16 protein-coding genes are annotated in these 20,872 nt (G+C 28.8%); 6 read left to right on the top strand and 10 right to left on the bottom strand.

Going from position 1 to position 20,872, the window contains the following annotated elements; genetic code table 11:
• The first annotated feature begins 5 nt into the window (after positions 1–5).
• Positions 6–2,225 carry a transglycosylase domain-containing protein gene (locus ABY298_RS04945; RefSeq protein ID WP_372744900.1) on the top strand — a complete coding sequence of 740 codons (2,220 nt, stop codon included), beginning with the start codon at positions 6–8 and terminating at the stop codon, positions 2,223–2,225.
• A 474-nt stretch (positions 2,226–2,699) separates the two neighbouring features.
• Here the strand turns inward: ABY298_RS04945 and ABY298_RS04940 are convergent, their stop codons facing one another.
• The 4 genes from ABY298_RS04940 to ABY298_RS04925 all read right to left on the bottom strand — a co-directional run bounded on the left by ABY298_RS04940 (position 2,700) and on the right by ABY298_RS04925 (position 7,458).
• Positions 2,700–3,668 carry a tRNA dihydrouridine synthase gene (locus ABY298_RS04940; RefSeq protein WP_372744899.1) on the bottom strand — a complete coding sequence of 323 codons (969 nt, stop codon included), beginning with the start codon at positions 3,666–3,668 and terminating at the stop codon, positions 2,700–2,702.
• Positions 3,669–3,838: 170 nt separating this feature from the next.
• Positions 3,839–5,812 (bottom strand): response regulator, encoded by a 1,974-nt coding sequence (locus tag ABY298_RS04935; RefSeq protein ID WP_372744898.1) that lies wholly within the window; start codon positions 5,810–5,812, stop codon positions 3,839–3,841.
• Positions 5,806–6,909, bottom strand: a complete 1,104-nt coding sequence (locus ABY298_RS04930) for an FIST signal transduction protein (protein ID WP_372744897.1) — start codon at positions 6,907–6,909, stop codon at positions 5,806–5,808. Before ABY298_RS04930 ends, ABY298_RS04935 begins: the two co-directional genes overlap by 7 nt.
• Before the next feature lie 78 nt (positions 6,910–6,987).
• Complete coding sequence (locus tag ABY298_RS04925; protein ID WP_372744896.1) at positions 6,988–7,458, bottom strand: hypothetical protein; 471 nt, start codon at positions 7,456–7,458, stop codon at positions 6,988–6,990.
• 113 nt (positions 7,459–7,571) lie between these two features.
• Here ABY298_RS04925 and ABY298_RS04920 point away from each other — a divergent pair, with 113 nt between their 5' ends.
• On the top strand, positions 7,572–9,308 hold the full coding sequence (locus tag ABY298_RS04920; protein ID WP_372744895.1) for an ABC transporter ATP-binding protein: 1,737 nt from the start codon (positions 7,572–7,574) through the stop codon (positions 9,306–9,308).
• A gap of 43 nt (positions 9,309–9,351) precedes the next feature.
• Here ABY298_RS04920 and ABY298_RS04915 read toward each other — a convergent pair whose 3' ends face one another.
• Positions 9,352–10,092, bottom strand: coding sequence for a hypothetical protein (locus ABY298_RS04915; protein ID WP_372744894.1), 741 nt, complete (start codon positions 10,090–10,092; stop codon positions 9,352–9,354).
• A 570-nt stretch (positions 10,093–10,662) separates the two neighbouring features.
• On the opposite strand from ABY298_RS04915, the gene ABY298_RS04910 reads away from it, so the two are divergent.
• Positions 10,663–10,830: a hypothetical protein gene (locus tag ABY298_RS04910; protein WP_372744893.1), complete on the top strand. Its 168-nt coding sequence runs from the start codon at positions 10,663–10,665 to the stop codon at positions 10,828–10,830.
• A 55-nt stretch (positions 10,831–10,885) separates the two neighbouring features.
• Here the strand turns inward: ABY298_RS04910 and ABY298_RS04905 are convergent, their stop codons facing one another.
• The 5 genes from ABY298_RS04905 to prfB all read right to left on the bottom strand — a co-directional run bounded on the left by ABY298_RS04905 (position 10,886) and on the right by prfB (position 18,215).
• Positions 10,886–13,354, bottom strand: coding sequence for a TonB-dependent receptor domain-containing protein (locus tag ABY298_RS04905; protein WP_372744892.1), 2,469 nt, complete (start codon positions 13,352–13,354; stop codon positions 10,886–10,888).
• A 219-nt stretch (positions 13,355–13,573) separates the two neighbouring features.
• Entirely contained in the window at positions 13,574–13,912 is a 339-nt protein-coding gene (gene arsC, locus ABY298_RS04900) for an arsenate reductase (glutaredoxin) (RefSeq protein ID WP_372744891.1), read from the bottom strand.
• A 33-nt stretch (positions 13,913–13,945) separates the two neighbouring features.
• A complete protein-coding gene (locus ABY298_RS04895; protein WP_372744890.1) occupies positions 13,946–16,336 on the bottom strand; it encodes an outer membrane beta-barrel protein in 2,391 nt (796 codons plus the stop codon).
• A 152-nt stretch (positions 16,337–16,488) separates the two neighbouring features.
• The gene (locus tag ABY298_RS04890) at positions 16,489–17,109 is read right to left on the bottom strand and encodes an HAD family hydrolase (protein ID WP_372744889.1); all 621 of its coding nucleotides are present in this window, start codon (positions 17,107–17,109) and stop codon (positions 16,489–16,491) included.
• Positions 17,109–18,215 (bottom strand): peptide chain release factor 2, encoded by a 1,107-nt coding sequence (prfB, locus tag ABY298_RS04885; RefSeq protein ID WP_372744888.1) that lies wholly within the window; start codon positions 18,213–18,215, stop codon positions 17,109–17,111. The genes ABY298_RS04890 and prfB overlap by 1 nt, the downstream gene beginning before the upstream one ends.
• A 44-nt stretch (positions 18,216–18,259) precedes the next feature.
• On the opposite strand from prfB, the gene ABY298_RS04880 reads away from it, so the two are divergent.
• The 3 genes from ABY298_RS04880 to ABY298_RS04870 all read left to right on the top strand — a co-directional run.
• Positions 18,260–19,282 carry a low specificity L-threonine aldolase gene (locus tag ABY298_RS04880; protein ID WP_372744887.1) on the top strand — a complete coding sequence of 341 codons (1,023 nt, stop codon included), beginning with the start codon at positions 18,260–18,262 and terminating at the stop codon, positions 19,280–19,282.
• A gap of 10 nt (positions 19,283–19,292) precedes the next feature.
• Positions 19,293–20,648, top strand: coding sequence for a M28 family metallopeptidase (locus ABY298_RS04875; RefSeq protein WP_372744886.1), 1,356 nt, complete (start codon positions 19,293–19,295; stop codon positions 20,646–20,648).
• Between the two features lie 71 nt (positions 20,649–20,719).
• Positions 20,720–20,872, top strand: a 153-nt coding sequence (locus tag ABY298_RS04870) for a peptide-methionine (S)-S-oxide reductase (RefSeq protein WP_372744910.1), incomplete at its 3' end; no start/stop codon positions are given.

Raw genomic sequence — 20,872 nt, 5'->3', positions numbered from 1 at the left:
AATAAATGGTTTTAAAATCTGATAATTCAAGCATATTTAAAAAGATTTCTAAATATGTATTAATTTTTGTTGTTGTTGCAGTTATTAGTGTTGTACTATTTTTATTATTGGTCTATACTGGTGTATTTGGTAAACTTCCATCAAAAAACCAATTGCAAGAAATTAGTACCAACGAAGCTTCTTTAGTGTTTTCTTCTGATGCTGTTTTAATAGGAAAATATTTTGAAAAAAATAGAACAAATATTACTTCAGATGAATTACCAATATATGTTAAAAATGCATTAATTGCCACAGAAGATAAGCGTTTTTTTGAGCACGATGGCGTTGATACGCAAAGTTATTTACGCGTTTTTGTAAAAAGTATTTTAATGCAAAAATCTAGTGGTGGTGGAAGTACTTTAACGCAACAATTGGTTAAAAATTTATATGGACGAAATTCTTATAGAATGTTAAGTATGCCAATAAATAAAGCTAAAGAAATTTTTATAGCATCGCGTTTAGAAACCATTTATACCAAAGAAGAAATATTGTTATTATACTTAAATTCTGTTCCTTTTGGTGAAAATGTATTTGGAATTGAAGCTGCTGCTAATCGTTATTTTAATTCATCAACAAAAAATTTAAAAATTGAAGAAGCAGCCGTTTTAATTGGTTTGCTAAAAGCTACTACTAGTTTTAATCCGCGTTTATATCCAAAAAAATCTGTAGATCGTAGAAATTTGGTGCTAAATTTAATGAAAAACGAAGGGTATTTAACTAAAAATCAATTAGATAGTTTGGTAAAATTACCATTAAAATTAAAGTACGAGAATTTCGAAATTGCGGCGCCGGCAGGTTATTTTGTGTATCAGGTAAAAAAACAGGCAACAGCTATTTTAGAACAATTGGAGCAATCAACTGGTAAAAAATATAATTTAGAACAAGACGGACTTAAAATACATACCACTATTAATATGCAATTGCAAGAATTTGCTATTAATGCAGTAAAAAAGCAATTAAAAAAAATGCAACCAAAATTAGATGATGAACTTTCCAGAACTAGTTTTAGAAAAAAATGGTATAAAAATCAGGAGAATAAAAAGAATTTTAAGGAAGATGATTTAATAAAAAGAAATGTTGAAACCTACGCTATTGATGGTGTAAGTATAAAAAATATTAGTAAGCTAGATAGTTTGTGGCATTATTATAAAATGTTACACGCAGCCGTGTTAATTACCAATCCTAAAAATGGTGCTGTTTTAAGCTATGTTGGCGGAAATAATTATAGAGTGTTGCCTTTTAATTTAATACAATCGCATCGGCAAATAGCATCAACTTTTAAACCAATTTTATATGCAACTGCTTTAGAAAATGGTTTCTCCACAAGTTCTTACTTAGAAAATGAAGAAAAGGAATATGCTGAATATGATAATTGGAAACCACAAAATTTTGATCATCAATCTACACCAAATCAAAAGGTTGCTTTTGGCTATGCATTGGCAAACTCTATGAACTTACCTACAGTAGATTTGTATTTTAAAGTAGGCGCTCAAAAGTTGGAAAACAGCACAAAAAAATTAGGTTTTTCAGCATTTAAAAATAATCAACCTTCGGTAGCATTAGGAACTTTAGATGTTTCTTTAGAAGAAATTGTAAAAGCATACGGTGCATTTGCGTATAAAGGAGTTGTAAATAATTTATTGATGATTGAAAAAATTACCGATAAAAAAGGAACAATTATTTATAAAAATAAAGCCATTGCATCAACTCAAGTTTACCAACAAACTACAACTGAAAATATTACAGCAATTTTACAAAAAGCCATAAATGAAGGAACAGGAACCAAAATTAGAAATCAGTTTGGTATTAAATCGGCTTTGGCAGGAAAAACAGGAACAGCACAAAATTATTCAAATGCTTGGTTTTTGGCGTACACACCAAATTTGGTAATTGGCACTTGGGTTGGAGCATCTACGCCTGATGTTCATTTTAATAGTGTTAATGGATCAGGAGCATCTTTAGCATTGCCAATTTCTGGTGAAATTCTTCAAAATATAGAGCGAAATAAAGTTTTAAGAAGTACTTATTTAGTTCCTTTTAATATTTCAGATGAGGTTTATTTGAATTTAGATGTTGAGCCATATCAAGATAAAGGAATTGATGGATTTTTTAAACGCTTATTTAATTTTAAAAGCAATAAGACTAAAATAGAACGAAGAAATATTAGGAGAGCTAGAAGAAATTAGTATGTTTCTTAAAGTTCGTTATTCTGAATTTATTTAGCTGCGCTGAATCTTCGATTTCAGAATCTCATCAAATCAAAAATCAATCACTGTGAGAACCTGAAACAAGTTCAGGTTGACGTAATTTTTTGTCAGTTCGAGTTTTAAAAGCAATAAGACTAAAATAGAACGAAGAAATATTAGGAGAGCAAGAAGAAATTAGTTTGTTTATTAAAGTTCGTTATTCTGAATTTATTTAGCTGCGCTGAATCTTCGATTTCAGAATCTCATCAAATCAAAAATCAATCACAGTGAGAACCTGAAACAAGTTCAGGTTGACGTAATTTTTTGTCAGTTCGAGTGATTTTCAATAGAAAATCGTATCGAGAATAGAAAAATTATTGAATTTTGTTCTAAAAACATTTATTATTTCTTTTTATTTCAAAAAAATACTCGAATATACGTTCTGAATACCTGAACCACATTTGTTATTTTAACCTAACCTTTTCTATACATGAAATCGTTTTCAGTAGCAAAAATTTCTACAACCGCTTGCTGATAGTTTTTAAAACTCTTAGCTTTTTTAATTTTTTTAAATGTTTTTTGTGGGTTTGAAAATAACATTGAAAAGTATTCCCAAATACTTGCCATTTTTAGTAACAAATGTTGATCACCAGATAATGATGCTTGGTACTGTTCCAATAAAATTTGATGAAATTCTTGTAATAATTCTAGTTTATTTTTTGGGTAGTTTTCCGTATTGTTTTTAATCATTTTAGGTAAAAATGGATCGGCAATTAAGCCTCGTCCAATCATCCAATGATCGATACTAGGAAAACGTTCCTGCATTTTTTTAAAACCAGCAACCGAAGTAATATCACCATTATAATATATTTTATGCTTGGTTTTATCTAAACATTTTTCAAAAGCATCTAAGTTTACGCCACCTTTGTATAATTGTTTACCAATACGTGCGTGAATGGCAATATTTTTTATTGGATACGTATCTAAAATAGGAAAAACATCTAAAATTTCTTCTGGAGTTTCATACCCCAAACGCATTTTCATAGATACTGTAATATCAGATTCTTGATGTACTTTATGAAGAATTTCATTAATTTTTGGAGTATCACAAATTAATCCAGATCCCAATCCGCGTTTTGTTACCATTGGATACGGGCAACCTAAATTCCAGTTTAATTCTTTGTAACCCAATTGCTGAACAAATTTAGCCACAAATAAAAATTCATTAGCATTATTAGTCATTATTTGAGGAATTAGGTTTATTTCCGTATTGTTTTCAGGTAATAAATCTAGCTGGTACGATTTTTTAATGTCTAATGTTCCGTTTAATTTTATGTAAGGTGCATAAAATGTATCAATACCTCCAAATAATTTATTAAAGGCATTTCTAAATTTATAATCTGTAAATCCTTGTAATGGAGATGATAAAAGTGTGTAACTCATATAAGTATTTAAAGTGCAAATGTAACATCTTAAATTTAAGATGTTATTAAATTTAAAGTTACTTTTGTTAAAACGTTTTATAAAAAACGTTCTTTATCAATTTTAGTATTTCAACTGCTGCAGTGGAGAAGCTAAATTAACGTCTAAAAATTGTATTTAAAATATGCGTTTTACTTAAAATAAAAATTAATTAATTCAAATAATTCATTTTTATTAATAGGTTTAGAAATGTAATTATTACAGCCAAATTTAAGTGCTTTTTCTTTATCACCTTCTAAACTATATGCGGTTTGTGCAATTATAATTACCTTTTTATTAAAGGTTCTAATTTGTTCTGTAGCTTTAAAACCATTTAATAAAGGCATTTTAATATCCATTAAAATTAAATCTATATCATTATTATTTTTGCAAATTTCAACAGCATCAATTCCATTGGTTGCTGTTAAAATAGTGTTAGTTATTGGTTTTAAAAAAGTTGTAATTAAGGTTTTTGAAGTTTCATCATCTTCAACAATAAGAATTTTAATGTTAAGTTTTTCTTGAATTTCGGTGTTGCTTGGTGTAGCTAATAACGATTCGTTTTTATTAAATGAAATGTATGGAAGTGTAAAATAAAACGAAGAACCTTTATTTATGGCGCTATGTATCCAAATTTTACCACCTAACATTTTAACATACGCTTTACTTATAGATAAGCCTAAACCAGCTCCTTGCAATGCGTTTGTGTCTTCAATATCTGCCTGAATAAATCGTTCAAATATTGCTTTTTGTCTGTTTTTTGGAACACCTATTCCTGTATCTTTTATAAAAAACTCTATATAATAATCTTGGTCTTGTTGTTGTAAGTTATATCCAAAATCTATGGTTCCAGATTTGGTGTATTTAATAGCATTTTTAATAAGATTTAGTAAAACAGCATAAAGTTTTTCTCTATCTGTTCTAATTACAGCAGCGGCATCTTCTAAACCTTTGCTGTAACTAAGTTTTATTCCTTTAGCTGAAGCTTCTGGGTTGAAAAAGGTAAATAAATAATCAAGTTGTTCGTTAATATTTACATCTACTAATAAAGTTTTCATTAGGTTAGATTCAATTTTTGAAATATCAACAATATTATTTATTAAGTTTAATAGTCTATCGCCACTTTTTTCAATAATTTCTATAAATTTTTGTTGTTTTTCTTGAGGTAAATTAGGTGTTTTTAAAAGTTCTGTAAACCCTAAAATTCCATTCATTGGAGTTCTAATTTCGTGACTCATGTTTGCTAAAAAAGCCGATTTAAGTCGTTCGCTATTTTCAGCATTTTCTTTTGCTTTTATAAGTTGTTTTTCAACTTTTTTTCTCTTTGTTATTTCAAAAGCCGAAATAATTCCGCACTCTAAACCATTCCATTCTATTTTTCCAATTTTAGCATCAATCCACTTTTCTTTTTTATTTTTTTTAAGAATTGCAATTTCAAATTCATTCTTTTTGTTTAAATAATTAGGGTTAAAAGGATTGTTTTCTATAATAAAATCGATAAATTTTGGATGCACTAAATCTCTTACTTTTAATTGCTGAAATTCTTCATTTGAGTACCCTGTTAATTTTGAAGCTGCAGGATTAGAGTATATCACATTTTTATCATAAAATATAAGAATACTAGCTGCAGTAGATTTTGAAAGCGTTCGTAAGTTTTTTTCACTAATTTGTAATAATTCTTCTGCTTTTTTTCGTTGTGAAATTTCAAAAGCTAATTGTAAATTTTTACCTAAATGGTTTATAATTGGTTTTAACTCGTTACGTAAAATTATATCTAATGATTTTTTTCTGCCTAAAATTAAATAACCATAAGAGTTTAATTTATAAGCATAATAATTGTTAGAATTTATGTTTAATTCCTCAAAAATAATGTCTTTTTCTTGTACTTTATTTATAAAATAGTTTTTAACCGTGAGCCATTCTTCGGAGTTTTTTGCAACAAACGGAATTAAAATAGATTCTTCTAATTGGTTTGAATTAAACTTAAGTACAGCCGCTAAAAAGCAGTTTAATTTTCTTAAATAAAGTGGAATAATTTTTTTTAACAATTCAGCTTCATTGGTAGCAGCAGTTGAATTAATTGCTAATTCAAATAAAATTTCTGTTTCTATAGTTCTTGTTACCATAAAGCTGTTACTATTGTTTTATTATAAATTTCTACTATTGACTCTGAATTTGCAATTTCTCCAATAGAAAATATTCCTGTGGCTTTGGAATGCTTACTTACAATATTTAATTCTTTTTGTAAATTATCATTTAAATATAATACTCTTGAAATGCAATCAATACAAAAAAGTGTTTCGGTTTTAGTAATTAGGTTTTGAATATTTGCTTTTTCTTTTGCTATTTCAGCACCTTTTAATAGTGATTTAATGTTGCCATGAAGTATTTCTACATAAGCTCCTTCCGGAATATAATCAATAAAGTGAATACTGTTTTTAGTAGTTTTAAACGGATCTCTAACTACTTTCTCTTCATCAATTTTGGAAATACCAAAAGGATACGATTTTGCAATATCAAAAAAATTAGTTTCGTTAAACTTTTTGCCAGAATGGTGTTCAACAATTTCTTTATATACCTGAAAAGCAGGTTTCCAATTAATACTTTTTATTTTATTTTGTGATGTTTCAGTAACCTTTAAAGGGTTGGATATAGATTCCCAACCGTGGGCAACACCAATATTAATTTGTTTATTTGCCCAACCAATTACTGCGGCGTTTTCATGAATTCCGGTATTGTTTATAATACAAGGAAATTGATTAAAACTAAGTGATCCGGCACCGCCACCAATATATGTTGGATTTATGCCAAAAAAATTGAAAAGTGTTTCTAATAATACTTCTTTACCATTGCTAAAAGCATCTAAAAAAACAAATAAACAACTATTTGCTTGGGTAGATTGGTGCTGTGTTATTTGTAATTGTTTAAATATTTTTTCAGAGGTAAGTGATAAATCTATTAATTGGGTAGTTAATGTAAAGGATAATGGAATTAATACAATGCCTTCTTTTTTTCGTTCTCCATTAAAAATTAATTCAGGAAATATGCCTCCAATAATTGGTTTGGTAATTTTTTTTAGTAATGGTGTAATTTCTTCAGATGGATATTTGTTTTCATCTGCCATAAAAAAAAGAATAGAACGTACATTCTTATCATTTTCAAGTGCAAGTAGTTCAAAAGTTAAAGCCGATTTATTGTTGGGGTTTACGTAAATCTTATTCATAGTTTTACAGAAGCAAAGTATTTTAACGTATAAATTTAAAACTTAAAAGTTATATAAAAAAATAATGTTGAACCGAATTTAGATTTTAGCCAATTGAAGATTATAATCATATTGTAAATCTTCGTGTAGAAGTAACATTTTTTTTGAAATAGCAGCTTTCTCTCTTAAATAAATATTTTTTAAGGTTAAATTATTTTTGATAGATGGCCTAATTTGGGTCATTTTTTCACAAAAATAAAGCAGTAATTCAATTTCAGTTTCTTTCTTTTTTGAATATCGAATGTTCGTTTTTATTAAGCGTAAAATTTTACGTACACTTTTTTTAATATAAAAATAACTGTTGGTATTTATCTGGTTAAAAAGCACATCAACTTCACTTTTAACGGTTTCAATAAAACCTTCTTCATTGGCAGCTTCAAAAAGTAAATAGGTAAGTAGCTCTTTATTTTCTTTTTTAAATTTAGATAATTGCAAGCATAACTCCATTAATTCATTATGTGAAAGATGCTTTAATTCTGATTTTAGTTGTTTAACTGTAACTGCTTTCATAGGTCGAATTTAATTAAAATTGCTGAAATTATTCTCAATATTAATTTACTATCTTTAAATCTGCCTAATTGTCACTTGTAAGCAATTGGCTTAATTTTCGACACTTATAAATTATGAGTAAAAATAAAGTATCATTATCGTGGGCCATTAAGGAATTTATTTGGCCAAGACGAACCATTGTTTTAATAGGAATTGTATTAATAATTGTAAAAAGTTTATCGGGGTTGGTGTTGCCTTATGCCAGTAAAAGTTTAATTGATGATGTAATTCCATCAAAAAATTTAACTACTTTAACAACCTTATTATTAATAGTTTGCGCTGCAATTTTACTGCAAGCTGTTACATCGTTTTTATTAACGCGTTTGTTAAGTGTAGAGGCACAACATTTAATTTCGGTTTTACGAGCCAATGTTCAAAAAAAGTTGTTAACCTTACCAGTGAGTTATTTTGATAACACCAAATCTGGAGCGTTGGTTTCTAGAGTTATGACAGATGTTGAAGGTGTTAGAAACATTGTTGGAACTGGTTTGGTGCAATTAATTGGCGGAAGTTTAACGGCTATCATTTCTTTAATCATTTTAATAAAAATTAACGCAACAATGACCTTTTTTGTGCTGGTGCCAGTTGCAATTTTTGCTGTTGTGGCGCTAAAAGCCTTTGGATATATTCGTCCAATTTTTAGAGAACGTGGTAAAATAAATGCTGAAGTTACCGGTAGATTAACAGAAACATTAAATGGCGTACGTGTAATTAAAGGTTTTAATGCCGAAGCACAAGAAAATAAAACCTTTGAAGATGGTGTAGAACGTTTGTTTTTAAATGTAAAAAAGAGTTTAACAGCTACAGCGTTAATCACAAGTTCATCAACCTTTTTATTAGGATTGGCTTCTGCAGGAATTATGGGAATTGGCGGTTATTTTATTATGAAAAATACTATGACTTATGGTGAGTTTGTTTCGTTTACCTTGTTTTTAGGTTTTATGATTGCGCCTATTGTTCAAATGAGTAATATTGGAAGTCAGCTTACAGAAGCAATGGCAGGATTGGATAGAACTCAAGAAATTATGAATATGGAAGAAGAGGATAATCCGGAGCAAAGAACAGTTGTTTTAAAAGAAATTAAAGGAGATATTATGTTTAATAATGTATCGTTTAGTTACCAGGAAAATAAAGAAGTTTTACACGCTATTTCTTTTGAAGCACCAGCAGGAAGTGTTACTGCTTTGGTGGGTTCTTCAGGTTCAGGAAAATCTACTATTGCAGGTTTGGCTGCTACTTTTTTAAATCCAATTTCAGGTTCGGTAACTTTAGATGGCATTGATTTAGCAACGGTAAATTTAAGTAGTTTTAGAAGTAGGTTAGGAGTAGTATTACAAGATGATTTTTTATTTGAAGGTACTATTCGTGAGAATATTTTATTTCCACGTCCAAATGCTACTGAGGAACAATTACAACAAGCTGTTAAAGGTGCGTATGTGAATGAATTTACAGATAGATTTGAAGATGGTTTAAATACAGTTATAGGAGAAAGAGGTGTAAAATTATCGGGCGGACAGCGTCAGCGTATTTCAATTGCACGTGCTTTATTGGCCGATCCAAAAATTATTATTTTAGATGAAGCTACCTCTAATTTAGATACTGAAAGCGAATCGTATATTCAAAAAAGTTTAGGCTTGTTAATGAAAGATAGAACAACCTTTGTAATTGCGCACAGGTTAAGTACCATTCAACAAGCAGATAGAATTTTAGTTATTGAAGATGGAAATATTGTAGAACGTGGAAAACACAACGAGTTAATTGCTAAAAAAGGACGTTATTTTGATTTATATACTTACCAAAGTAGAATTTAGTAAAATATTAAAAAGGCTTAAGAAATTTCTTAAGCCTTTTTTGTTATTTAACGCCAATTTCCCATACATGAGAATTGATGGATTCGGTAATTTCAGTCCATTCATCCATAGCATCTTGCCAGCTTCCTTCGCCATTAATTTCTTCGTAAACGTTTTTAATTCCTCCAGTGTCTATATCTAAATCTGCCCATTTATTAAATGGCCAAACAATAGCAATATCTCTACCATCATTTCCATAAAACTGGTTATCATAAATTAACACACTATCTTCACCTTTCTTCTCATGAGCCTCTTTAATTTTAATCATTAAAGCTTTAAAACGGTAATAATCACCACGTTTTAAATCTATCAACCAAATGTTTTCAAATTTTGGTGCGGACTTTTGATTGTTATATGATAATTTTTCATTGTATTTCCAATATTCACTTCGTCCATATTTTTGAATAGTAGGAGCAACCGTTTTTGTCCAATGATCTGCATGTGCTCCTTCTCCAGGACTGCCATCTAAATCAGAAAATGTATTTGGTCCCATTAACCAAACGTACCAACCAGTTTCGGCTCCAGTTAAAATATAATCAAGACTTGCTTTATAAGGGCCATCCTTATGATATAAATTGTTGTGATCTGTAACAGCTTTCACAAAAGCTTTTTCCATACCAATTTTAGGCATAATGTACTGTATGTTAACCATTGCGTATGTTTCCTTTTCTTGTGAAAAGCCATACGTTGCTACTAATAATATTCCAAATAATATGGAATTTCTTAAAAAATTGATAATTTTCATAATAAAATAATTTAGTTAGTAAATAATTTGGGTTTAAAATCTCTTTTATTAATTAAGAAAATAAGGTTGATGTTTTTTTGTACTTGTTCTGTATTAGAACATTAAAAATATTGAGGTGTTTTTATGAATTAATATTTTTTAGTAATTCAACTTAGAATTAAGCAACTAATTAGTTTAGAATTTTTTTTTGGTTGTTTAATTTAAAGCCTAAATTCTATTTTTTTTTTGAGATTAAAATTGAGGTTAAAAAAACAAAGGGTTATTAGCGGAGTTTAAACTAAATTAACATAATAAGAAGGTTTTTTATGTTAATTTTACAGAGTAACATTAGTTACATAACAATGCAATTTAATGAATATTAATGTATTATGATGGATTTTTTGTAGAAAATATTTATAAACACTTGTTTTTTACGTTACAAGTAAGTAGAATGGAACCGCTTTAAATTTTAAAAAACAACTTTAAATGCTAACAATCTCTTTTTGTTTTCTTTAAAAAAAAAGTGTTAAAATTATTTTTATAAGAAATAAATATTAATTTTGTTAAAAAATTAAAAACAGTCAAAAAATTATGGATTTATCTCAATTTTCAGGATTCTTAGTATTTTTAGCAATTTTCACCATGGGATTTTGGTTAATGATTTTATTAATCACTTTTATTATTCCTTATTGGTTAGTAGGTTATTTTAAAGAAGCTTGGAAATATAGAAAAGAAGGTAAAGCTGAAGTTAAGAAATAATTTTTAAAATATTATATATAAAAAAAGGGACAATTAATTGTCCCTTTTTTTTGTGCTATGCTTTAAACATTTCTTCATCTCCGCCACTTTCAAAATTTCTTGAACGTTCGCGTTTTTTACTTTGATTAAATCTATATGTAAAATTTAACAATATTTGTCTAGATCTCCATTGAAATTCAGTTTCAGAAAATGTATTATCTGTGTAACTAGTAGAAGATCTTTTTCTGGAATTTAATAAATCACTTACATTTAAAGATAAGGTTCCTTTTTCATCTAAAACATCTTTACTGAAAGCTAAATTAAGGGAAACCATTGCTTTTCTTTTGGTATATGCACCTTCTGAAGGACCCATATACATTCCGCTAGTTTGCCATTCAATTTTACCTGGTAATGTTACTCTAGATTCTAAGCGTGTAAACCAACTAGAATCTTCAGAATCGTAACTTACGTTATTGTAAGTTCCATCCGTAATAGATTTAAATAAGTTAAAGCTATTTGTTAATTTCCACCATTTAAAAGGTGTGTAGTTTGCAGTAAATTCGAAACCATATCTATCTTGAGAACCTAAATTTACAGGTGTTCTAATAATTACAAGTGTTTCTGTACCATCTACATCACGTACATCTTCATTTTCAACCCATTCTATGTTGTTAACAGAGTGGTTAAAGTATATAGAAGAGTTTAAAGTAAATTTATCCCAACGTTTTAAATAACCAAAATCAAATGAATTTGTATAGGTAGGATCTAAATAAATATTACCTTTTCTAATATATGTTTTACTAGTTCTTGTTTCAAAAGGATTTAAGTAAAAACTTCTTGGTCTTCCCAATCTTCTGCTGTAACCTAAAGTTATATTTTCCGATTCACTAAACTCTAAACCTAAATTTATTGTAGGGAAAAGTTCTGTAAAATTATCATTATAGTTTTCGTTTGTTTCAATTAATTTTATAGATCGGTCTGTGTTTTCGGCACGTAAACCTACTAAATATGAAAACTTATTTATTTTTTGTCCGTATTGAGAGTATACAGAATACACGTTTTGAGTAAAATCTAGTATATTAGAATAATCGGTGTTATTTACATAATCTGAACCATCATATTCTTCTAATAAATAATCTGTTATTTGATTATTTAAATCGGCATTTAAACCAAATTCAAATTGTGTGTTTTCGTTAATAGGTAACACATAATCTGTTTTTACTAAAATGTCTTTAGAATCTTCTTTTGTAAAACTTCTTTCCATAGCATCTATATCTAAAACACCAGCATCATCTTCTTCAAAAATAGTTGCTTTTTGGTTTTCAGAGCTATCGCCATATGTAAAATCGAAAGTTAATTTATGACCGTCTTTTTTAAAATTTTTGGTCAAATTAAACGTATATTCTAATGTTTTATCTTTTTCAGTTTCATCTTCATTTCTAAAAGTTTTATATAGTAAACTATTAGATCCATCGTAGCCATTTGTTGTATTTAAAGAAGCATCATCTCCGTCAGATTCTCTATATAAAACGGTTCCAGTAATTGAAGTATTATCATTTAAATAATATTCTAGTCCAAACTGTGTGTTAAAACGATTATTTTTTCTATCGTATTTTGTTCTTTCACTTATAAATGTAGCAGCATCGGTTAATGGAGTATAGTAAGTTACATCGCTTGAAGATTTTCCTGGAGATTTACTATAGTTATAACCAATATTTGTAAAGTAATTAACTTTATTAGTTCGGTAATTTAGGTTTGCTGAAGCTCCAAAATAATCTGGATTTCCAATAGTTCCCGTAAATGAACTGTTAAAACCTAATGCTTTTCCTTTTCTTAAAATAATATTTAATATTCCTGCGGTTCCTTCGGCATCGTATCGGGCAGAAGGACTAGTAATTACTTCTACTTTTTCAATAGCATCTGCAGGTAATTGGCGTAAAGCATCTGTTCCGCTTAAACCAACTAAACCAGAAGGTTTACCATTTACTAAAATTCTAACATTATCATTACCACGTAAACTTACGTTTCCTTCTACATCTACAGTTACCGATGGCACATTGTCTAAAACATCAGAAGCAGTTCCGCCTTTTACGGTCATATCTTTACCAACGTTGTATATTTTTTTGTCTAATCTAATTTCAACAGTACTTTTTTCTGCAATTATTTCAACCTCATTTAAAGATTCAGCATTTATTTCTAAAAGAATTGTGCCCAAATTTAAATCTGCTTTAACTTCTCTGTTTTTAAAAGTTTTGGTTTTGAATGAAATAAATTCAACAGAAATATCATAACTTCCTTGAGGGACATTAACACTAAATTTACCGTTTGCATCTGTAATTCCACCAGTTACAGATTTTCCATTTAAAGGCGCACAAATAATGGTTGCATATTCTAAGGGTTGCTTAGTTTCTGCATCAATAACAGTTCCTGTAATTGTGTATTGTTTAAATAAAATGGCTTTATTAATCGTATTTTGATTTACAGAGTTCTGAGCAAAATTAATTGCCGTAATGAAACCGAAAATTAGTAATAGAAATTTTTTCATTGATTTTTTAGTTTTTTAGATGTACAAATATACCGTAAGCGAAAGAAGTTATGTGTTAACGAGTGTTAATGAGTATTAACGCTATTTTTAGTACAAGTTTGTATAATTTATTTGTTGTAATGTGTTGATGTGTAGTTATATAAGTTTTTTAAAAAACAAAAATCACCAAAATTAATTGATGATTTTCGATGTTTAAGGTTGTTAAAAAAAACTTAAATTTTATAAAATGGTTTTAATAATTTCAGGAGGACGGCCAATTACCGCTTTACCATTATTAATTACTATTGGTCTTTCAATAAGTTTTGGGTTTTCAATCATTGCGTTTATTATTTCAGCATCTGAAAGTGATTTTGTTTTATAATTTTCTTTCCAAATAGCTTCATTTTTCCTAACTAAATCTATAGGTTTAATACCTAATAATGCAATTATTTGTGTTAGTTCTTTTTTTGTTACCGGATTTTCTAAATATTTAATAGTTTCAAATTGTATTTTAGAAGCTTCTAAAATAGCTAAACCTTCTCGGCTTTTACTGCAACGCGGATTGTGATATATTTTCATATTATTAATTTGTTTCAAAATTACTTAAAAAAATTAATAGTTTGGTTTTTCCTCTTTTTTATCAAAGTCAATTCTTCTATCTTTTTTACTTTGATTAAATCTGTAGGTAAATGATAAAATAATAGTTCGGTATTTGTTTTTAATTAAACTATTTGAAAAATAACCAGTATCAAAACGATCTCTATCTGTTTGGTTAGAATTAAAAATATCATCAACAGTTAAACTAACAGTAGCTTCTTTATTAAATATATCTTTACTAATAGCTGCATTTGCGTACGTTCTTGCTCTTCTGGTAAAATACTGTGCGTTAGATGCTAAATCGTGTTTTACATTAATTTGAAAATCGAAAATAGTAGGTATTTTAACTTGTGTTAATAAACTAAAAGAGCCAATTAAATTTTCATTATCAAAATTTTTGGTAATGGTTTCATTTGCACTATTTATAGTTTCAAAAGTTCCTGTGCGATCAAAATTTGTTAATGTTACGTTTCCATTAAAATTTAAATTGTTAGAAACTTTATAAGATGCTGCTACATTTAAACCGTAATAATTTAAATTACCTACATTAAACGGCGAGGTTATTAATTTGCTAACGCCGTTTATTTGTTCACCAGTTTCATAGGTAACATATTCCCAATAATCTATATATCTATTATAAAATAAACTAGGAGAGAAACTTAATTTTTCACCAGTATAGGAATAGTATAAACTAGCCATGTAAATATCTACAGGCTGTATATTTTCATTACCTATATAAGATGATGTTTCACTAATTTTTTCTTCGTAAGGTTGCAAAATAGTTGCAATAATTCTTTGAATTGCAGTTCCATAACTAATACCAATACTGTTAGTGTCGTTTATAGTATAATCTATAGATGCAGATGGAAATAAATCGTTTTGATTGTAGTGTTGACTTGTATTTAAATCGAAATATTCAATGTCAGATTCTTGAAATTCAGCACGTAAACCAGCAGTAAAATAGAATTTTTCAAGTTCATATTCTAAATCTACATAAGCACTATGGATATTTTCGGAATACTTTAAATCATTATGTGTAGATGTTCCTGTATAATAAAATGGTATTTTTCCAAACTCTCCTTGATAACCAATATGGTATAAAAAAGATTCTCCAATTGGATTTACATAATCAACAGATAAAATATAATTTTTTAGGATGTTTTTTTGGGTATAAGTTTCGTCGGTAAAACTTGTATTGGTATTTAAAACTGTATTGTCACTTTGTTCATTATCCTTTTTATAACTAAAATAAGAAGTTAATACTCTTCCTTCTTTATTAAATTTATGTTCAAGGTTTACAATAAATTCAAAAATTTCATCTGTAAAATCGCTTTCATATTTTCTAATATTAGTTGCAGTTTGTTCTTTAGAAGCATTTAAAAATTCAGTTTCGGTATTTCCTAAATTTGTATTGTTTGAGTCGAAATAGTTAAAAGTGGTGGTAAGAGTAGTTTTTTTAGTTAGATAAAAATCGGCACCAATAGTAGAAAGAAACCCTTTGTTTTTTTTGTTAAATTCGCTATTTTCATTTAAAAAAGCAGAGGTAATTCCGTTTTCAAAATATTCAGTTTCAGATTCAGCGGTTGTAATTGGATTACTGGTGTAGTACGATGTATTTGTAAAAAAATTTATGTATTTAGATTTATGGTTTAAGGTTAATAATCCGCCGTAATAATCTTTATAACCTCCAGAAGCAGTAACAGATGCATTTAAACCTTCATCTTTACCTTTTTTTAGAATTATATTTATAATTCCTGTTGATGTTGCTCTATATTTTGCTCCAGGATTGGCAAGCACTTCTATTTTTTCAATAGATCCTGCTGGTAACGATTTTAAAGCTTCTGCTTTTGTCATTGAAGATGTTCTGCCGTTAATCATAACAGTAACATCACTTAGTCCTCTTAAAGTAATTTCACCGTCAGCATCCACATTAACAGATGGAATATTATTTAATAGTTGTGTTGCGGTACTTCCTGCAGCAGAAAGATCTCTTTCAACATTAAAAACCATTTTGTTAGATTTTAATTCTAGTGCTTTTTTTTCTGATACAACTTCAATTTCATTTAAAAATTCTGTGTCAACTTCTAATTCAATAGTACCAATGTTTAAGCTTTTTGTAACGGTGGTTATATTTAATTTTTTAGATTTATACGATAGAAATTCTACTGTTGCATTATAATTGCCTTCTTTAACATCAATTGAAAAATTTCCGTGAGAATTTGTAATTGCGCCACATTTAATTTTTACAGAATCTTGATCTTTAAAAATTATTGTAGCATCTTCAATTGGTGATTTTGTTTCTGAGTCTATTATTTTTCCAGATATGGTATAAATATTAGTTGTAATCTTTTGACTAAAAAGGAGTATAGGACAAACCAAAAGAAGTAGTATGAATACTTTTTTCATAGTTTAATTAGGGTGTTTATTCAAGCATTTTTGTATCATTAATTATTAATGATAATTTAATCTTTATTCTTGATAAAAATACAAAATATTGTTAATAAACAACTAATTATATGTAAAAAATAACTATTTATTATATAAAGTGAATTTTAGCCTTAAATATTTATATGAAGTAAATGCAAATGGTCTATTAAATCTTTATGATTTTTGTAATGAATTGCATGTAACCCTAAAGATTGTGCAGTTTCATAATTTTGTAAATTATCATCAATAAAAACAGATTTTTCTGGTGTTATATTAAATCTGTCAAACAAAATGTGGTAAATTTTTTCAAATGGTTTTCTGGTTTTTTCTTTTCCTGAAACTACTACACCATCGAAATCATTAAAAAAAGGAAATAATTTTACTGCAATATCCCATTTTTCAGCGCTCCAGTTTGTAAGTGCATAAATTTTATAGTTTTCAGATGCTTTTAATTGTTTAAAAAGAGCCACATTTTCTTCAATAGGTCCTGAAAACATTTCCGTCCAATTTTTATAAAAAAGTTTTATTTCTTTTTCATATTCCGGAAATTCGGCAATTTTTTCTTTTTCACCTTCAGCAATTGTTCTTCCTGCATCTTGTTCCATATTCCAATCAGGTGTACATATAGTATTTAAAAACCATTGTACTTTTTCTTCATCACCATCAAAAAATTTTCTATATAAATATTCAGGTTTCCAATCTACTAAAACACCTCCTAAATCAAAAATTATTGTTGTTATTTTTGGTTCCATTATAATTCGTTTGAAGATTCTTTTTGTCCGTTTTGCATTAAATATGCTTTTATAAAACCATCTAAACCACCATCCATAACAGCATCAACATTACCAGTTTCAAAACCAGTTCTTACATCTTTTACTAATTTATATGGGTGCATTACATAATTTCTTATTTGTGATCCAAATTCAATTCTCATTTTACCAGCTTCTATATCTTCACGTGCTTCGTGCTGCTTTTTTAATTCAATTTCATACAATTGAGATTTTAACATTTGCATTGCTCTATCTCTGTTTTCGTGCTGAGATCTGGTTTCAGAACATGAAATTTGAATTCCAGTTGGTTTATGTGTTAATTGTACCTTTGTTTCAACTTTATTTACATTTTGTCCACCAGCTCCGCTACTTCTTGAGGTTATTATTTCTACATCTGCAGGGTTTATTACAATATCTATGCTATCATCAACTAACGGATATACATATACAGAGGCGAAAGATGTGTGGCGTTTTGCATTGCTATCAAAAGGAGAAATACGTACCAAACGATGCACACCATTTTCACCTTTTAAATATCCAAAAGCAAATTCGCCTTCAATTTCTAAAGTAACGGTTTTAATACCAGCAACATCACCTTCCTGAAAGTTTAATTCTTTTACTTTAAAACCTTGGTTTTGGCTATACATTAAATACATACGCATTAACATTTGTGCCCAATCGCAACTTTCTGTTCCTCCAGCTCCAGCGGTAATTTGTAAAACAGCACTTAAACTATCACCTTCTTCAGAAAGCATATTTTTAAATTCTAAGTTTTCAATAAGTTCAATAGTTTTTTCATATTTAGATTCAACTTCCAATTCAGTAGCTTCATCTTCAGCAAAAAATTCGTATAAAACAGTTACGTCTTCAAAATGTGAACAAGCAGTTTCAAAATCTTCTACCCATTTTTTTTCAATTCGAAGTTTTTTCATTACAATTTCTGCTTCTCTCGGATTGTTCCAAAAATTGGGATTGGCAGTTTTCTCCTCCTCATTAGAAATTTCAATTTTTTTCTTGTCAATTTCAAGGTAAGTTTTTAACTTGCTCAGGCGTTCCTGTAATTTATTTATGTGTTCGTTTGTTATCATTTCCAGTATTAAGAAATACAAAAATAACTTTTCATTTTTAAACTATGCAAATTAATTTAATTAGTGACACTGTTACTAAGCCAACAAAAGGAATGCTTGCTGCAATAATGAGCGCAAAAGTAGGTGACGATGTTTTTAAAACTGATCCTACAGTAAATAAACTTCAAACTAAAATGGCCAAAATGTTTGGTATGGAAGATGCTTTATTTTTTCCATCGGGTACAATGGCCAATCAAACAGCTATAAAATTGCACACACAACCGGGAGATAGAATGTTTTGTGATAAATGGGCGCATGTGTATAATTTTGAAGGTGGCGGACCGGCATTTAATTCTGGTGTAACATCGTGTTTAATTGATGGAGACCGTGGAATGTTTACAGCAAAACAATTAAGTGAAATAATTTCAGGAAACAGATCAGATATTCATTCGCCTTATTCAAGATTGGTTGCTTTAGAAAACACAACAAATAAAGGAGGCGGTGCTTGTTGGGATTTTGAAGAAATATTAAAAATTAAAAAAGTATGTACCACTAATAATTTAGCATTTCATTTGGATGGAGCCAGATTATTTAATGCCTTGGTTGCCAAACAGGAAACGCCAATACAATACGGTGAAGTTTTTGATACTATTTCAATTTGTTTATCTAAAGGATTGGGTGCGCCAGTTGGTTCTGTTTTATTAGGAACCAAAGAGCATATAGAAAAAGCATTAAGAATTAGAAAATTATTTGGTGGAGGAATGCGCCAATCTGGTTTTTTAGCGGCTGCTGGAATTTATGCTTTGGATAATCATGTAGAACGTTTAGCAATTGACCATACTAGAGCAAAAATTATAGGATCGGCACTTCAAAATTGTCAATTGGTAAAAAATGTGGAGCCTATTGAAACAAACATAGTTATTTTTAATGTGATTGATGAAATTAATGAAAATGATTTTATAGAGCGTTTAAATAAAGCAGGAATTTCTTTAATATCTATGGGACAAGGTAAATTAAGAATGGTAACACATTTAGATTTTACCGAAGAAATGCTTGAAATGGTTATAAATACTATTGAACATATTTAATAAAAGGAAAATGAAAAAAATTATAGTTATCAGTATATTTTTAATGTTTTTTACTATTAATAGTAATGCACAATCTGAAATAAATAAAATACTTACAGAAATTTCAACAGCTACTTCAGCAAACAGAATAGAAAAAGATATAAGAACTTTAGTAAATTTTGGAACTCGTCATACGTTATCAGATACGGTTTCAAAAACCAACGGAATTGGAGCTGCCAGAAGATGGGTAAAAAAGGCTTTTGATGAAGTTTCTAAAGATTGTAATAATTGTTTGGAAGTAAGTTATTTGGGTGATTTGGTGGTTGCTGATGGAAGAAGAATAATAAAAGATACCAAAGTGGTAAATGTGTTGGCAATACAAAGAGGCACAAAATACCCAAATAATTACGTAATTATGTCTGGTGATATTGATTCTCGTGTGTCTGATGCAAATAATTTTACTTCAGATTCTCCTGGTGCAAATGATAACGCAACAGGTTTAGCGGGAACTATTGAAGCAGCAAGAGTTTTAAGTAAATATAAATTTCCGGTTTCTATAATTTATGTAGGCCTTTCGGGTGAAGAGCAAGGATTATACGGAGGAAAAATAATGGCAGATTATGCTAAAAAAAATGGTTGGAATATTCTAGCTGTTTTAAATAATGATATGATAGGTAATATTGAAGGAATTGATGGTGTAATAGATAATACTACTTTTAGAGTTTTTAGTGAAGCAATATCAATGGAAACTACGGATAGAGAAAAAGCGGCAATGCGTTTTTATGGAGGAGAAGTAGATGGGCCTTCACGTCAGCTAGCACGTTATATTGATAAATTAACGGATGAATATATGACCAATTTAGATGCAATTATGATTTATAGATTGGATAGATTTGGTAGAGGAGGACATCACAGACCTTTTAATGATGCTGGATTTACGGGAGTTAGAATAATGGAAACACATGAAAATTACAATCGTCAGCATCAAGATTTAAGAACCGAAAATGGTGTAAAATATGGAGATGTTATAGAAAGTGTAAATTTTGAATATGCGGCAAAATTAACAGCTGTAAATTGTTTAACATTGGCCTCTGTTGCTGCAGCTCCATCAGCCCCAGAAAATGTAATGATTGCAGGAGCAGTAGAACCATCAACACGTTTAAAATGGGATACTACTAACGATGATGCTATTATTGGTTATAAAATTTATTGGAGAGATACAACTTCGCCTCAATGGCAGTATAGCAGATTTGTTGGAAATGTTTTTGATTATACCTTAAAAAATATTGTAATTGATAATTATTTATTTGGTGTAGCAAGCGTTGGAAAAAACGGGGCTGAAAGCTTAATTCAGTTTCCAAGAAAACAAATTCCTGCTGGAATGTAATTTTTTATATAGTATACCGACTGAACTAAAAATAATTTAAAATGAAGAAAATTGTATTAGTTCTAATTGTTATGGTATTTGGGTTGTCGGAATCTATAGCGCAATCTACCATTACTAAAAAAAACAAAATGAATAAAAAAATAGAAATTGCAACGGTTGGAAATGGTTGTTTTTGGTGTACAGAAGCCATTTTTCAACGATTAAAAGGAGTAGAGTCTGTTACT

It is taken from the genome of Lutibacter sp., assembly GCF_041596795.1.
Taxonomy (GTDB): Bacteria; Bacteroidota; Bacteroidia; order Flavobacteriales; family Flavobacteriaceae; genus Lutibacter.
Note: the sequence above shows the minus strand (reverse complement) of the source record. Positions and strands in the feature narration are given on the sequence as shown.